Raw genomic sequence first — 14181 nt, 5'->3', positions numbered from 1 at the left:
TTTCGATCGGTAGCCGGGTGGTTTTGCGATACAAGCTCCCACCCGGCTATTCGCATCCCATGACCGACGTCATCGGCATCCTCGAGGGCGCCGATCCCATCGCCGTTCGCGCCGGCGACGGTCGGCTGGTCCAGGTCTCCGCCGATCAGGTGATCGCGCTCAAGAGTCTCTCGGCCCGCCCGATTCGCATCGGCGAGATTCGAAACCTCGAAACGGCTGCTGCGGCGGCGTGGCCGGGGGTCGAGCAGGCGTGGATCGACGGTTGGTTGCTGCGCGCCGGTCACGGTGTCACCGGCCGCGCCAATTCGGCTTTGCCGCTCGGTGGTGCGGGGGCGGTTGCCGGCTTCGACGCGAGCACCATCGAGCGGATACGCCAGTGGTTCGGTGACCGCGGACTGCCGACCCTGCTGCTCCTCCCCGATCGACTCGGCACCGCTCCGGACGGGTGGAGCAGCGAGAAGGAAACCATCGTGATGGCCGCCGATCTGGGCAATGTCACGCTGCCGCTCGGTCCTCCGGTCACCTCGTTCGCCGACCGCCCCGACCACAACTGGCTGTCGATGTACGACGCCCACGGCGATCCGGCGTACGTCGAGGCGGTCCTCACGGCTGTCGTGGGCACTGCAACTTTCGGCGCGATCGGAAACACCGACACGACGCTTGCCATCGGGCGCGCTGCGCTCACCGAGGCACCCGACCACAAACGCTGGGTAGGACTGACCGGCATTCACGTCGCCCCTGAACACCGTCGTCACGGAATCGGGTCGCTGATCTGCGGAGATCTACTCTCCTGGGGTCGTGAGAACGGTGCGACGCACGCGTACCTCCAGGTTTCGGCGGACAACTTCGCGGCGATCGCGCTCTACGAGCAGCTCGGATTCGTCGAACACCACCGCTACCGATACGCCACCGATCCTGTCGGCGGCTGACGCTAGGCTTGCCCTCGTGCGCATCGCTACCTGGAACGTCAACTCCGTCCGTGCCCGTACCGACAGGATCATCGACTGGCTCGGTCGATCCGACGTCGACGTCCTGGCAATGCAGGAAACCAAGTGCAAGGACGAGCAGTTTCCGTACGAACGCTTCAAGGAAATCGGCTACGAGGTCGCCCACGTCGGGTTGAGCCAGTGGAACGGTGTCGCCATCGCTTCCCGCATCGGCTTGGACGACGTGCAGATCGGATTCGAGGATCAGCCCGGGTTCGACAAGGATCCCGAGGCAGACCCGGTCCGCGAGGCACGTGCGATCGGTGCCACCTGTGGCGGTGTGCGGGTGTGGAGCCTGTACGTCCCCAACGGCCGTGAGCTGGAAGACCCGCATTACGCCTACAAGCTGGATTGGCTGGCCAAGCTGCGCGACGACGCGGAGGGCTGGCTCAAGCAGGATCCCGACGCGCAGATCGCCCTGGTCGGCGACTGGAACGTCGCTCCCACGGACGACGACGTGTGGGATCCCGCTTTCTTCGAGGGCAAGACCCACACGTCGGAGCCGGAACGAGCTGCGTTCACCGCCTTCACCGAGTCCGGGTTCGCGGACGTAGTTCGCCCGTACACACCCGGTCCCGGCGTGTACACGTACTGGGATTACACGCAGCTTCGCTTCCCGAAGAAGCAGGGCATGCGAATCGACTTCATCCTCGGCTCACCGGCATTCGCAGCTCGCGTCGAGGCGGCCGAGATCGATCGAAACGAGCGAAAAGGCAAGGGCGCCAGCGATCACGCTCCGGTGATCGTGAATCTCGGGTGATCGTGAATCTCGGAGCCTGATCGTCTGTTTGCACCCTCGGGCTTCTAGTCCTCGACGAGCAGTTCCAGATACTCGGGATGCTCGCCGAGGTACCGCTGAACATAGGTACACACGGGCCGTACCGACCAATCACGTTCACGGGCGCAGTCCATTGCGAACTGCACGAGTACGGCTGCCAGTCCCTGCCCGCCGTACTCCTCTTTGACGACGGTATGCATGTACGCAACCACGTCGCCCGCTTCGGCTCCGCTCCCCGAAATCTCGTCTTCGTCGCGGTATCCGAGGATGCCGACCAACTCGTCGTCGGAGAGCAGTTCGAATCGTTCGTGCGACGGATTGTCCACGAGCGTGACTTCCGGTGAGGTTCCGGTTTTCGAATTTTCGATGTCGTTCATTGCGGCGACCTCCACGGCACGATGTGCACCTGCGCGATCGGCGACAGCTGCGTTCGCACGCTCTCCATAACTGTGATCCATGCCACTCATAGAATCAGCTACCGACGACGCTGTCCCGGGTTCGACCAATTTTTGCACCGGGAACGACCGGATCGCAATCGCAGTTCGCGCCGTCGTTCCCGCGAGAGGTGGGACCGAGCTGCCGTTTCCCCAGGTCCGATCGGTAGGCTCGTCGTCGTGAAGCTGCTGCCCCTGACCCCCGCCGGACAGACCCCGATTCGGGCATTGACCATCGCCGGAACCGACTCCGGTGGCGGAGCCGGCATTCAAGCCGATTCCCGCACGATGGCGATGTGCGGAGTGCACGCCTGCGTGGCCGTCGCCGCGGTGACGGTCCAGAATTCGGTGGGAGTCAGCGGATTCCACGAGATTCCGCCGGAGATCGTCGCCGACCAGGTGCGCGTCGTGGTCTCGGACATCGGCGTCGGTGCGGCGAAGACGGGAATGCTCGCGTCGACGACGATCATCGAAGCGGTGGCCGCGGTTGCCGCCGAGGTTGGGATCGGCCGCGACCGTCCGATTCCGCTCGTGGTCGACCCGGTGTGCGCGTCGATGCACGGCGATCCGCTGCTGCACGAAGAAGCTCTCGACGCGGTCCGCAACACCTTGATTCCGGCTGCCACGGTGGTCACTCCGAACCTCGACGAGGTTCGGTTGATCACCGGTATCGAGGTCGTCGACGACAAGAGCGCCCGCCAAGCGGCAGAAGCGCTGCATGCGCTCGGCGCTCAATGGTCCATCGTCAAGGGTGGCCACCTTCGTACTTCGGAGTTGTCCACCGACCTGTTGTTCGACGGCGACCGTTTCCTCGAATTCAGCAGTGCCCGGATCGACACCGGCAACGATCACGGTGGCGGAGACACGCTGGCTGCTGCGATCACTTGCGCTCTCGCACACGGCTATTCCGTTCCGGACGCGGTGGCGTTCGGCAAAGAGTGGGTGACCAAGTGTCTCGAGGCGTCGTACGACCTCGGCGCGGGACATGGTCCGGTGTCCCCGCTCTGGCGGCTCCAGGTTTAGTGCGCTAGTTCCGGCGCACGCGCCAGATTCCCAGGTCGACGGGAACTCCGTTGGGCGTTGTGGCGAAAAACCCTCGCCGCCATGGCCGGATCGTGAGATCGAGATCCTCCAGGGTGCCGGCTTCGAGTTCCTCGAGAGTTGTCGCCGACATCATGACGTTGCCGTCGCCGCCCAGGCCCATCATGCGGGCGGCGATGGTCACGTCGACGCCGAGCCAGTCGTCACCGATCTGACGCGGGGTACCCGTGTGTAGGCCGACGCGCATGCGTGGGGTGTATCCGTCGAGATCGACTTCCGCGAGCGCGTCCTGCGCGGTGAACACCGCCTTCAAAGCCGCATCCGGGCGAATGAACACTGCCATCAGACCGTCGCCCATCCGTTTGACGACGTGTCCGCCGTTGTCGGTGATCGGAGTTTCCACGGCCTGCGCCACCGCACGCAGAAGGGTCAGCGTCGCGCCGTCACCGGCTGCGAGCGACCAGGTGGAGAAGCCCACCAGATCGGTGAAGACGATGGTCAGTTCTTGATCGCCACGTCCGCGGCCCATCTTTTCCAGCGCTGCCTGCCACACCTGCAGTGCTCCGAGGCTCACTTCGCGAGTGGCTGCCGGCTTCTGATCGAGCAATCTGTCAGCGACGCGCGCCACGGCGCGGGCACCGCCGGGGCCGGCGAGCGAGAGCGGATCCCCAAACCCTGGATCACCGGGTAGTGCCCGCCTGAGGCGTCGTAGCGCGTCGATGAGCTGCTGCCGACGGTTAAGTTCTGCCGCAGAGTTCAAGACGACGTCGACGACGCCTCGAACCGACGAGGAAGAAGCACCTGCCGTGTCGGTGTTCTCCGGGGACAGATCAGCCATAACTCAAGCGTAACTCAGAGTTACAGACAGTGTGCTGCCGCCGTTCTCGCACAGTGGCCTCCTGGTCGCTCGCACAGTCGATCATTCGGTCAGTCGATCATTCGGTCAGTCGATCATTCGGTTCTGGCCTGTGTCCGGGCATCGCCGACGGGAACTCCGTTCGGCCCGCTCAAATCCTGGGCATACGTCGCAACTCCGAAGGCTACTGCAGAAGCGTTGGCAGCGAGCGCTTCGCGATCGATGTTCGCGAGGTTGTCCTGGGCACTGTGGTAGTTCGGGTCGAAAGTCTCCTCCGCCTCTCCGCCCCACTTCTCGGCCTGTGCCGGCGTCTTGCGCTCGTCCGCGCCGCTGAACACGCCACCCGCCGGGATCCCGATCTCGATGAACGGGCCGTAGTCGGAGCGCCCGTCGAAGTCCGTTCCGTCCGCCGCAATCCCTCGCCCGGCGAGAAAATCGACGAAGGTGCGCTCGATGCCCGCCGACCCCTCGGGCCCGGGCCCCTCCCCGACGGCATCCGAGTTGTCGCCGTCGTAAGCCAGGTATCCGGCGTTGGGCGAACCGAGCATGTCGAAATTCAGGTACAGGGCGATGTCGGCCCGTTCCTGATCGCTCAGACCCTCGACGTAGCGGGTGGAGCCGACCAATCCCACTTCTTCCGCTCCCCAGAAAGCGAAACGCACGGCATTCTCGATGCTTGGTGCGCTTCCCATCTGCAGCGCGGTTTCCAGCACGGCTGCGGTGCCGCTTCCGTTGTCGTTGATTCCGGGACCTTCCGGCACACTGTCCAGGTGGGCGCCCACGACAACCACGTTGTCGGTCGCGCCGGTCTTGGTCTGTGCAATCACGTTGCGCGACTTCGTCGTTTCCGTCGACGTGTCGAGAATCAGCGTGAGGTCTCCGGGCGCTGCGGCAAGAGCCTCGCCCGACGCCTTGCTCACCCCGCCGGTCGGAATGCGGGCGTCTTCGGGTTCACCCAAGGTAGCCCCGCCCAGCATTGCGTCCTCGTTGTTGGCAACCAGCAACGCCGCCGCGCCGCGATCAGCGGCGATCTTCTGCTTGTCGCCGAACGGGCACACTCCACGGGTGACCAGCACGATGGCACCGTTCACGTCGCGGCCGTCGTAGTCGGTGGCCTCGCAACCGGGGGTCTCGTCGGCGGGAATCGCCACCAGACGCGCCGTGATTCCGGTCGGTCCCGTGGAGGTGGAATATGTCAGCGCCCGCACCGGAACATCGGAGCCGTCAGCGGCTTTCAGGGATTCGGTGCCGGGATCGAAGGAGCTGAAGTCGAATTCCGGGGTGCTGACCTCGAAACCCTTGTCTTCGAGCAGGTTTGCCACGTAGTCGACACTGGCGTCGTAGCCGGGGGTACCGGCCGATCGATTGCCCTCGTTGTTGGCGGCGATCTTCTCGAGTTGCTCCAGATGCCCGGTCACGGCGTCGACCGTGACGGTCTCGGAGAATGCAACCGGGTCTGTCGGGACGGCCGCTTCACTTCCCGACGAGCATCCACTCACCACGAGTGCTCCAGCCATTGCGACCACAACCACACCGAAGAGTCTCATCTTCGGAGGATATCGGCCGAAGCACAGGAAAGGGACCCAGTACGAATGGTTTTTCGTACTGGGTCCCTACTCTGCTGTCACTCCTGGTTCTCGGTAGGTCTCCCGACAACACCTACCGAGGGAGCGACAAGATCAGGCGTCGCGACGATTCACGATGACGATACTTGCTCCGAAAATCACCAGAACGAAGGCCGCGAAGTAGATCAAGCTGCCCCAGGGTCCCCAGTGGAAGTCGACGCCACCGCTGCTCGCACTGAGGAAGTGGTTTGCATTCGCGAACGGCAGGAACGGGGTGATCTTCTCGCCGAAGCTGCCGAACAGTCCGAACAGGCTCTCGATGAGCAGCGGCCAGAGCAGGAGCAACGCAATTGCGCCGGCCGACTGGCGAATGATCGATCCGACGCCGACAGCGAGAATCACGCACAGGAAGGCGTAGATCGGGATGCCGTAGATCGCGCGCCAGTCACTGCCGCTCGACAGGGTCAATCCGGCACTCGCCTCGGTACCGGCGATGGCCTTGGCCATGGCGTACGCGCCGAAGGCGAGAACAAATGTCAGTACAGCACCGAAAGCACCGATGAGGCCGGCTTTGGCGATCAGAACCGAGGCACGGTTCGGAACGGCCTGGAAGGTGGTGCGGATGGTCCCGAAGCGGTACTCACTGGTGACCGCGAGGGCCGCCATGATCATGAGAACCATGATTCCGAAACCCGAGATGCCGGCCGTGGCAACGGCGGTGTCGAGGTCCGGTGCTCCCTGGACGTCGGAGGACGTCAGAGCCGACTTGGCAACCGCGCCCATGATGGCCGCGAAGCCGAGCGCGAGCACGACGATGATGACCGAGCACCACAGCGGCGACTTGGTCGTGGTGATCTTGATACGTTCAGCACTGAGAACAGCCATTACAGTGCACCTCCCATAGCCTGCTGCGTGTTTGCCTGCTGTGTATTTGCGTGGTGTGCACCGACACCCGGATCGATACCGGATGCGTGGTACTGGACATCGTCCCCGGTCAACTTCATGAACGCATCCTCGAGCGACCCCTGCTGAGAAGCCAACTCGTACAACACGATCCCCTGCGAACCAGCCAAACCACCGATCACATCGGTGGTCGAATCCACGACCACCAATGCCGGGGCAACGCCGGAACCGTCCTCACGCACCGTCAGCCCCTGCGAGAGCAACACACTGCGCAACGCATCGAGCTGTGGGCTGCGCACGCGCACCGTCGACTCCGACGAACGATCCACGAACTCCGCGACCGTCGAATCCGAAATCAACCGACCCCGACCGATCACCACCAACTGCTCCGCCGTGAGCGCCATCTCCGACAGGAGGTGACTCGACACCAGCACCGTGCGGCCCTCGGCCGCCAACCGCTGCATGAACTTACGAATCCAGACGATGCCCTCCGGATCGAGACCGTTGACCGGCTCGTCGAACAACAACACCTTCGGATCCCCCAACAACGCACCCGCCAACCCCAGACGCTGCGACATACCGAGCGAGAACCCGCCGGCCTTCTTGCCCGCCACCTCGGACAACCCGACCAACCCGAGCACCTCGTCGACGCGGGACTTCGGGATCCCGTTCGAAGCAGCCATCCACTGCAGATGCGCCCGCGCACTGCGATTGGGGTGCACCCACTTCGCATCCAGCAACGCACCCACCGTCCGCAACGGCGTCTTGAGCTCCCGGTACGGCTTGCCCTCGATCAACGCCGCACCCGACGTCGGCTGATCCAGACCCAGGATCATCCGCATCGTCGTCGACTTGCCTGCACCGTTCGGGCCCAGGAAGCCCGTCACGATGCCCGGCTTGACCGTGAACGACAAATCGTCCACCGCTTTCGTCGGTCCGTAAACCTTGGTCAATCCCCTCAGTTCAATCATGAGGAGAACTTTGCCCTACCAGCAATGACCAGCACATCGGCCACAGGTCTAGTTCCGAGTGGTACTCAGGTAGGACACGAAGCCGGACAATCCGGGCATAAACCCTGAGAAAACACCCGGAAATGGTCCGTCAGGACGATGCTTGGGCCCAGAACCGCTTGGGAATCCGGCCGGCGTGACGCGCTTCGAAACCTGCTACCACTGCGTGCCGCATCGCCGACGCCATCAACGCGGGATTCTTGGCCCGCGTCACCGCTGTCGCAAGCAGGACGGCGTCGCAGCCCAACTCCATGGCAAGGGTGGCGTCGCTGGCCGTTCCGATTCCGGCGTCGAGGATGACGGGCACGCCGGCGCGCTCGACGATCATCTCGATATTGTGCGGATTCGCGATACCCAGCCCTGTCCCGATGGGTGAACCGAGCGGCATGACTGCCGCGCAGCCGACCTCTTCGAGGCGAAGCGCCAGCACCGGATCGTCCGTCGTGTACGGCAGGACGGTGAATCCGTCGTCCACCAATTGTTCTGCGGCGGAGACGAGTTCGATTGCGTCGGGCAGCAGAGTCCGCTCGTCGGCGATGACTTCGAGTTTGACCCAGTTCGTCTCGAGCGCTTCGCGTGCCAACTGCGCCGTCAGGACCGCTTCGGCGGCGCCCCGACACCCGGCGGTGTTCGGCAACGGTTCGATTCCGAGGCGACGAAGCAGGTCCAGAACACCCGTGCCGCCTGCCGCGTCGACTCGCCGCATCGCGACGGTGGTCAGTTCGGTACCGGAGGCGACAAGCGCTTCCTCGAGGACCGCAAGGTTGGCGGCGCCGCCTGTCCCCGTGATGAGCCGGGAACCGAAACTGCGGCCCGCGATAGTGAGAAGGTCCTGCTCAGCCACCCTGCACCGCCGTGAGGATCTCGATTTCCCAACCACGTCCGACGGATTCGTCCCAACGCCCGCGAGGAAAGAGCGCACCGTCGACGGCGACGGCGATGCCTTTGCTCGGCAACTCGAGGTGCGTCAGAAGTTCGGTCACCGTGACTGCTCGATCGAACTCGAGATCTTCGCCGTTGACGGTGATCCCGATCGGGACCTGCTCACTCATGAATTTTCCTTAGCTACTGCGAACCGCTCGGGTTCGGTTCCTTTTACCTCGACCAAAGATGTGCCGTTCAGCAACGCGACCGTCGCATCGGCGGTGACGGGCGTCAGCAGGACTCCGTTGCGGCCGTGCCCGGTGGAGACGACAACACGATCGGACACGCGCCCGATCAACGGCAGGTTGTCCGGCGTCATGGGACGCAGACCTGCCGCGCACTCGTACAGTTCGTATTCGCCGATCGCCGGCATCAGTGCCTCGGCGTCGTTGATCAGGTCCCGTACTCCGGCCATCGTGACCTGTGTGTCCTCACCAGACTCGTATTGTGTTGCGCCGACGACGATTCCGTCACCGCGCGGGACGAGGTAGGCGGGCCGCCCGTGGACGCTTCCGCGGATGGTGCGGCTGGGCGCCGGGGTGACTCCAGGCCTACTGCGCAAGCGAAGGATTTCGCCCTTGACCGGGCGTACCGGTAGCCCGGGCCACAGCTTGGGTGACGCGATACCGGCGGTGAGCACTATCTGATCGGTATCGAGTTCGGCGAGGTCGTCGACGGCCCGCGCGATCAATTCGACGCCGGATTCCGCACAGGCCTTCTGCAACGCCGCCAGCAGAAGTCTGTTGTCGACGGCGGACTCACCGACAGCCATCAACCCCGACCGGATGCCCCGGCCCAGCATCGGTTCGAGTTCACGGATGCGCGCGCGACCGAGAACTTCGAGTTCGTGCCCCTGCGAGCTCACCCACTCGGCGATGGTCTGCAGGTCCTGCGCGTCGGCAGCGTCGAGTGCAACCGTCAGCGAGCTGTCCGCGGTGAAGACCGATTGCCCGAATTTTCCGAGCTCCTCGCCGAACGTCGGCCACCGTTCCAGGGACGCTGCACCGATTGTCAACGCGGTTTCTTCACCCGGCCAGCCTTCGGAAAGCGGGGCAAGCATTCCGCCCGCCACCCACGAAGCACCTGATCCAATGGACGGGTCGTACAACCGAACGGCCCACCCGTCGCGGGCTGCTCGCCACGCGATAGCGAGACCGATGACACCGCCGCCGACAACCGACACCGTACGAGCGTGTGTACTCACGAAACTCCACCTCCACTTCCTGCGCCGGCATGATCCGGGTCAGGTCTGACGGTCGGGATCTGGTCGCGATCCCCTCTCAGCCCTACGAACCTCGCAGTCACGACAAAAAGTGACGACGACGTTTCAGGACTCCCGTGTCGAACCTTGCTCCCTAGAGGCTACCGTTTGCTCCGTGCACCCCACACATCCCAGTAACGACATCGACCGGCGCGAGCGCCTGGCAGCAGCACGGCTGTACCTGTGCACCGACGCGCGCCGCGAGAAAGGCGACCTCGCGCAGTTCGCCGAGGCAGCATTGTCCGGCGGAGTCGACATCATCCAATTGCGTGACAAAGGCTCTGCCGGTGAGCGCGAGTTCGGCCCGCTCGAGGCCAAGGACGAACTGGTGGCGCTGGGCATTCTCGCGGCCGCAGCGCGACGCCACGGCGCATTGTTGGCCGTCAACGATCGCGCGGATCTCGCGATGGCTTCCGGCGCCGACATCCTCCACCTCGGCCAGAACGACATTCCCGTCCCCTACGCGCGAACCGTTGTCGGTGAAGACGTCGTCATCGGCCGTTCGACGAGCAGTCGCGCGCAGGCGAGTCTGGCCGCCATCGAGGAGGGCGTCGACTACTTCTGTACCGGGCCGGTCTGGGCGACACCGACCAAACCGAATCGAAGTGCGTCCGGTTTGGAACTGGTTCGATCGACCGCCGACGCCGCACCGCCGCGGCCCTGGTTTGCGATCGGCGGCATCGACGAGGAACGTCTGCCAGAGCTGCTCGATGCCGGCGCCACGCGCATCGTCGTCGTGCGTGCAATCACGCAAGCATCGGATCCCCAGGCGGCCGCGCAACGCCTCGCCGCAGCCGTCGCTGGGCGCTGAAAGCCGGTAACTGGCGTTCGTCAAGTGTTTGCCGGGCGATTTCCGCACAGTTACGGGTCAGCACGCCTGACTCGAATTGTGAACGGAAGTTGTCCGATCAGACAACAAACTCCCAGTTCCTAGGTGCGATTGGATGTCCGAAAAGTCGGATTAAGTGATCTTGCTCACAGTTGCTTCGATTGCGTGTCACATCCCATTCGGTTTGTTGTAGTTTACCTCCAGTTACTAACTGAACCTAGGAGCACTAAATGGGATCCCTCGACACCGGCTCGCTCAGCACCGAATCGCTCGAAGACCTGAACCTCGGCAAGATCAGCGAGCTGCTCAAGCTCGGTATCACCGCGGTCAGCTTCATCACGGCGCTGAACTCGCTCAGCTGAGCCTCGTTTCGGTCGACGACCGAAACACCGAAGGGCCGGACTCCCGCGGAGTCCGGCCCTTCTGCTGTGTATGAACTGTGAAGACTCGACTGCTACGACTGGGTACTGCTCGCCTCGGACAGGTTCTGGTCACTGCCTGACTGCTCACTGCCTTGGTGGGAACTGCCTTGGTGGGCACTACCCGACAACCATCCGAATCCGCCGTCCTCGAGCACGACGGTGTGCGGATCGCCGTCCACGGCCACAACAGGCTCGGTCCGGAGGTCGGGCCATGAGGAACCGAAGCCCGGATGCAGCGGCAGTGAGTCGACGTCGGCTTCGCGTACCCACCGCAACTCGGTGCTCTCACCATTGGCAACCGTCGACAGTGGATGCGCCGCGTCAGCCACGACGGTGGTGTAAGTCCACCCGCTCTCGGCGCGCATCGTCACTACTTCCCCGCGGACACGGACGGCGTCCTCGGCGATACCTGCTTCTTCGTGTGCTTCCCGGACGGCAGCGTGCGTCGTGCTCTCGTGTGAGTCCCGCGCACCGCCGGGCAGTGCCCACGTTCCGCCCTGATGGCTCCACGCCGCACGATGCTGCAGCAAGACCATGGGTGTTCCGTCCGAATCGGGGGCACGCAGAAGCAGTCCTGCAGCTCCGTGTTTACCCCAATGCCGAGTACCGTCCGATCCGATGGACCAACCGTCACCGTCACCACGCATCGACTACCTCGCTCCGCCTGCTCTCGCCGTTGTCCCACACTAACCGTTTCAAACTGCTCCAGGTGTAGGTGATGCTTATATGCTCGCGAAGATGCCCTGAATCATTTCTCGGCGGCATCATTTCTCGGTAGCCCGCCTACAGCGAAGTGAGGTGCTCGATGGTCGACCGTGTCGTCCCGTCCATCGAACCCCGGTCGCTGCCGCCCTCCGAGGCCACATCAGTGTCGGCGGAGGACGAGCAGGCACTTCTGCGGCGCGAACTGCAGGCCTTCATGTCCTCGACGCCTGGCCGGTTGACCGTCGTCGGACTGATCCTGATCGCGATCACTTTGATCGCCGGACTCCTCGCCACCGCAGCGATCGAGAACCGCCAGGCGAACCTCGACCTCCTCCTCGTCGAAACCGAGCCTCTCGCCAACTCGGCCCAGAATCTCTACAGTGCGTTGTCCTTGGCAGACGCCGCCGCGGCCACCGCCTTCATCTCCGGCGGCCTCGAACCCGCCGAAGTCCGCGACCGATACACGCAGTCGATCGGTGAGGCCTCTGCGGAGATCGTCCAGGCGTCGGCCGGTCTCGACTCGACCGATCTTGCCGGTCACAGCGCGTTGACCACCATCTCGACCGACCTCTCGGTCTACACCGGGCTGGTCGAAACTGCACGGGCGAACAATCGCGTCGGAAACCCGGTCGGGGCAGCATATTTGAGCGAGGCCTCGCAGTTGATGCAGACCTCGCTGCTGCCGATGGCCCAGCAACTGCACGCCTCGCAGGAGACGCTGGTCTCCCAAGTACAGCGCGATTTCGAGACTCCACCGTGGTGGCCGATCGTGGCGTTCGTCTTCGTGCTGTGCGCGCTGGTGGCGACACAGATGTACTTCTCCCGCAAGAGTCGCCGACGCTTCAATCTCGGGTTGATCCTTGCCTCGCTCGCGGTCGCTGCAGCTCTGCTGTGGCTGCTCACGGTCGGACTGGTCTCCGCGCTGGCCACCGGGCGCGCGCTCGACGCCGGGGCCGAGCCACTGCACGAACTGACCGAGGCACGAATCATGGCGCAGCAAGCACGCACCGTGGAAACCCTCACGCTGGCGAGGCGGGATTCGACCGCCGAGGACAACGTGACGTTCACCCGCAAGGTCGATGCTCTGCGGGACATCCTCGAGGGCCTGCAAAGCGACGAACGCGCCCGAGTGAACAGCGAAGTGCTGACCGCCGCACTCGACTCGCGCCAGCAGTGGGTGGCTGCGCACACGCGCATGTACGACCGTCTCGGAAACGGCGACTTCACGTCCGCCGCAGCCATCACCATCGGCGCCGGAGAACAGGATTCGGCCGCGGAGTACGGAAAGCTCGATCACGAACTCTGGCAGGGAATCGTGGATTCGCGCACGAATCTTCGGTCCGACGTCTCGTACGCCTCCCGGGTGTTGGCTGCCTCTGCACCGGGCATGTCTGTATTGGCAGTTCTCGGAGTTGCCGGAATCTTCATCGGATTCTGGCCTCGACTGCGGGAGTATCAGTGACGGGAGTACCGGTGATGCGGAGGAAGAGCCCGGCCGTATGTGTCGCGGTTCTGGCAGCGGCCATGCTGGTGCTCGCCGGTTGCGGTGCGGATCGAGCCGAAGACTTGGACAACGCAGGCGCCACGTCGTACACGGAACCGCCGCTGCCGGCCGAGGCCACCATCGCTCCCAGCCCGACACCGACGACTACCGCGTCGTGCACCAACCTCACCGCGAGCCTGCGGCCCACCCCCGCAGACGCATCTCCGCAGCCACCCACGCCGAGCCTCGACGCCATCCGCGCCCGCGGGCGGCTGATCGTGGGCCTGGACACCGGTTCCAACCTCATGAGCTTTCGCGATCCGGCCACCGGGCGCCTCGAGGGTTTCGACGTGGACATCGCCCGCGAAATCGCCCGAGATCTGCTCGGTGACCCGGAGAAGATCGAGTACCGAATCCTGACGTCGGACGATCGGATCGCCGCACTCCAGGAATCGATGGTCGACGTGGTCGTCAAGACCATGACCATCACGTGCGAGCGGCGCGAGAAGGTCGACTTCTCGACGCAGTACTTCTCCGCTGAACAACGAATTCAGGTCTTGCAGGGGTCATCCGTCCGCGGCATCGACGACCTCGCAGGCAAGCGGGTCTGCGCGGCCCGGGGAACGACCTCGGCGACTCGAATCCAGCAACTCCAACCCGAAGCCACCGTCGTCACCGTCCCGATGTGGTCCGACTGCCTCGTCGTCCTCCAGCAGGGGCAGGTGGACGCGATCAGCACCGACGACACGATCCTCGCGGGCCTCGCCTCGCAAGACCCGTATCTGATGATGGTCGGTGGCTCACTGGGCGTCGAACCGTACGGAATCGGAGTGAACAAGGACAACCCCGACTTGGTCCGATTCGTCAACGGAACCCTGGATCGGATCCGCGGGGACGGGACCTGGAACCGTATCTACGACCGCTGGCTCAGCGTCCTCGGTCCTTCGCCCGGTCCCCCGCCCGCCGTCTACCGGGATTGAGGCT

Annotated in this window: 16 protein-coding genes and 1 riboswitch; of the genes, 7 read left to right on the top strand and 9 right to left on the bottom strand. The window is 64.2% G+C overall.

Going from position 1 to position 14181, the window contains the following annotated elements; translation table 11 throughout:
• The first annotated feature begins 17 nt into the window (after nucleotides 1-17).
• Together G9U53_RS22660 and G9U53_RS22655 are read left to right on the top strand one after the other, a co-directional pair.
• On the top strand, nucleotides 18-929 hold the full coding sequence (locus tag G9U53_RS22660) for a GNAT family N-acetyltransferase (protein WP_082893330.1): 912 nt from the start codon (nucleotides 18-20) through the stop codon (nucleotides 927-929).
• Between the two features lie 16 nt (nucleotides 930-945).
• Nucleotides 946-1746 (top strand): exodeoxyribonuclease III, encoded by an 801-nt coding sequence (locus G9U53_RS22655; RefSeq protein ID WP_042452111.1) that lies wholly within the window; start codon nucleotides 946-948, stop codon nucleotides 1744-1746.
• 44 nt (nucleotides 1747-1790) lie between these two features.
• On the opposite strand, the gene G9U53_RS22650 is transcribed toward G9U53_RS22655, so the two are convergent.
• On the bottom strand, nucleotides 1791-2141 hold the full coding sequence (locus G9U53_RS22650) for a GNAT family N-acetyltransferase (protein ID WP_042453439.1): 351 nt from the start codon (nucleotides 2139-2141) through the stop codon (nucleotides 1791-1793).
• Between the two features lie 237 nt (nucleotides 2142-2378).
• Between G9U53_RS22650 and thiD the strand changes: the two genes are divergently transcribed.
• Nucleotides 2379-3221: a bifunctional hydroxymethylpyrimidine kinase/phosphomethylpyrimidine kinase gene (thiD, locus tag G9U53_RS22645; RefSeq protein WP_003945044.1), complete on the top strand. Its 843-nt coding sequence runs from the start codon at nucleotides 2379-2381 to the stop codon at nucleotides 3219-3221.
• Between the two features lie 4 nt (nucleotides 3222-3225).
• On the opposite strand, the gene G9U53_RS22640 is transcribed toward thiD, so the two are convergent.
• The 7 genes from G9U53_RS22640 to thiO all read right to left on the bottom strand — a co-directional run bounded on the left by G9U53_RS22640 (nucleotide 3226) and on the right by thiO (nucleotide 9701).
• Nucleotides 3226-4077 carry an adenylate/guanylate cyclase domain-containing protein gene (locus tag G9U53_RS22640; RefSeq protein WP_007730127.1) on the bottom strand — a complete coding sequence of 284 codons (852 nt, stop codon included), beginning with the start codon at nucleotides 4075-4077 and terminating at the stop codon, nucleotides 3226-3228.
• 113 nt (nucleotides 4078-4190) lie between these two features.
• Nucleotides 4191-5642, bottom strand: a complete 1452-nt coding sequence (locus G9U53_RS22635) for a M20/M25/M40 family metallo-hydrolase (protein ID WP_172827075.1) — start codon at nucleotides 5640-5642, stop codon at nucleotides 4191-4193.
• Between the two features lie 132 nt (nucleotides 5643-5774).
• Nucleotides 5775-6545 (bottom strand): ABC transporter permease, encoded by a 771-nt coding sequence (locus G9U53_RS22630; RefSeq protein WP_047268852.1) that lies wholly within the window; start codon nucleotides 6543-6545, stop codon nucleotides 5775-5777.
• Nucleotides 6545-7534, bottom strand: coding sequence for an ATP-binding cassette domain-containing protein (locus tag G9U53_RS22625; RefSeq protein ID WP_058038516.1), 990 nt, complete (start codon nucleotides 7532-7534; stop codon nucleotides 6545-6547). Before G9U53_RS22625 ends, G9U53_RS22630 begins: the two co-directional genes overlap by 1 nt.
• A gap of 130 nt (nucleotides 7535-7664) precedes the next feature.
• Nucleotides 7665-8417 (bottom strand): thiazole synthase, encoded by a 753-nt coding sequence (locus tag G9U53_RS22620; protein ID WP_007726857.1) that lies wholly within the window; start codon nucleotides 8415-8417, stop codon nucleotides 7665-7667.
• Entirely contained in the window at nucleotides 8410-8625 is a 216-nt protein-coding gene (gene thiS, locus G9U53_RS22615) for a sulfur carrier protein ThiS (protein ID WP_003944402.1), read from the bottom strand. The genes G9U53_RS22620 and thiS overlap by 8 nt, the downstream gene beginning before the upstream one ends.
• Complete coding sequence (thiO, locus tag G9U53_RS22610; RefSeq protein ID WP_003944311.1) at nucleotides 8622-9701, bottom strand: glycine oxidase ThiO; 1080 nt, start codon at nucleotides 9699-9701, stop codon at nucleotides 8622-8624. The genes thiS and thiO overlap by 4 nt, the downstream gene beginning before the upstream one ends.
• A riboswitch (TPP riboswitch) is annotated at nucleotides 9701-9847 on the bottom strand. Its footprint overlaps the gene before it by 1 nt.
• Before the next feature lie 26 nt (nucleotides 9848-9873).
• Between thiO and thiE the strand changes: the two genes are divergently transcribed.
• Complete coding sequence (gene thiE, locus G9U53_RS22605) at nucleotides 9874-10569, top strand: thiamine phosphate synthase (protein WP_007726855.1); 696 nt, start codon at nucleotides 9874-9876, stop codon at nucleotides 10567-10569.
• Nucleotides 10570-10817: 248 nt separating this feature from the next.
• A complete protein-coding gene (locus tag G9U53_RS34015) occupies nucleotides 10818-10949 on the top strand; it encodes a hypothetical protein (RefSeq protein WP_003944354.1) in 132 nt (43 codons plus the stop codon).
• Between the two features lie 92 nt (nucleotides 10950-11041).
• On the opposite strand, the gene G9U53_RS22600 is transcribed toward G9U53_RS34015, so the two are convergent.
• Complete coding sequence (locus G9U53_RS22600; RefSeq protein WP_073513511.1) at nucleotides 11042-11656, bottom strand: NUDIX hydrolase; 615 nt, start codon at nucleotides 11654-11656, stop codon at nucleotides 11042-11044.
• A 158-nt stretch (nucleotides 11657-11814) separates the two neighbouring features.
• Here G9U53_RS22600 and G9U53_RS22595 point away from each other — a divergent pair, with 158 nt between their 5' ends.
• Together G9U53_RS22595 and G9U53_RS22590 are read left to right on the top strand one after the other, a co-directional pair.
• Nucleotides 11815-13176 (top strand): hypothetical protein, encoded by a 1362-nt coding sequence (locus tag G9U53_RS22595; protein WP_042452116.1) that lies wholly within the window; start codon nucleotides 11815-11817, stop codon nucleotides 13174-13176.
• Between the two features lie 14 nt (nucleotides 13177-13190).
• Nucleotides 13191-14177: a glutamate ABC transporter substrate-binding protein gene (locus G9U53_RS22590; RefSeq protein WP_063315129.1), complete on the top strand. Its 987-nt coding sequence runs from the start codon at nucleotides 13191-13193 to the stop codon at nucleotides 14175-14177.
• The last annotated feature ends 4 nt before the right edge of the window (nucleotides 14178-14181 follow it).

The organism is Rhodococcus sp. D-46 (assembly GCF_011290655.1).
Classification (GTDB): domain Bacteria; phylum Actinomycetota; class Actinomycetes; order Mycobacteriales; family Mycobacteriaceae; genus Rhodococcus_F; species Rhodococcus_F qingshengii.
Note: the sequence above shows the minus strand (reverse complement) of the source record. Positions and strands in the feature narration are given on the sequence as shown.

What these genes read in the sequence shown, in the direction of transcription:
- G9U53_RS22590 (WP_063315129.1), top strand. Translation starts at nt 13,191, where the DNA reads ATGCGGAGGAAGAGCCCGGCCGTATGTGTCGCGGTTCTGGCAGCGGCC.
- G9U53_RS22650 (WP_042453439.1), bottom strand. Translation starts at nt 2,141, where the DNA reads ATGAACGACATCGAAAATTCGAAAACCGGAACCTCACCGGAAGTCACG.
- G9U53_RS22625 (WP_058038516.1), bottom strand. Translation starts at nt 7,534, where the DNA reads ATGATTGAACTGAGGGGATTGACCAAGGTTTACGGACCGACGAAAGCG.
- G9U53_RS22630 (WP_047268852.1), bottom strand. Translation starts at nt 6,545, where the DNA reads ATGGCTGTTCTCAGTGCTGAACGTATCAAGATCACCACGACCAAGTCG.
- G9U53_RS22640 (WP_007730127.1), bottom strand. Translation starts at nt 4,077, where the DNA reads ATGGCTGATCTGTCCCCGGAGAACACCGACACGGCAGGTGCTTCTTCC.
- G9U53_RS22595 (WP_042452116.1), top strand. Translation starts at nt 11,815, where the DNA reads ATGGTCGACCGTGTCGTCCCGTCCATCGAACCCCGGTCGCTGCCGCCC.
- G9U53_RS34015 (WP_003944354.1), top strand. Translation starts at nt 10,818, where the DNA reads ATGGGATCCCTCGACACCGGCTCGCTCAGCACCGAATCGCTCGAAGAC.
- G9U53_RS22635 (WP_172827075.1), bottom strand. Translation starts at nt 5,642, where the DNA reads ATGAGACTCTTCGGTGTGGTTGTGGTCGCAATGGCTGGAGCACTCGTG.
- thiS (WP_003944402.1), bottom strand. Translation starts at nt 8,625, where the DNA reads ATGAGTGAGCAGGTCCCGATCGGGATCACCGTCAACGGCGAAGATCTC.
- G9U53_RS22600 (WP_073513511.1), bottom strand. Translation starts at nt 11,656, where the DNA reads ATGCGTGGTGACGGTGACGGTTGGTCCATCGGATCGGACGGTACTCGG.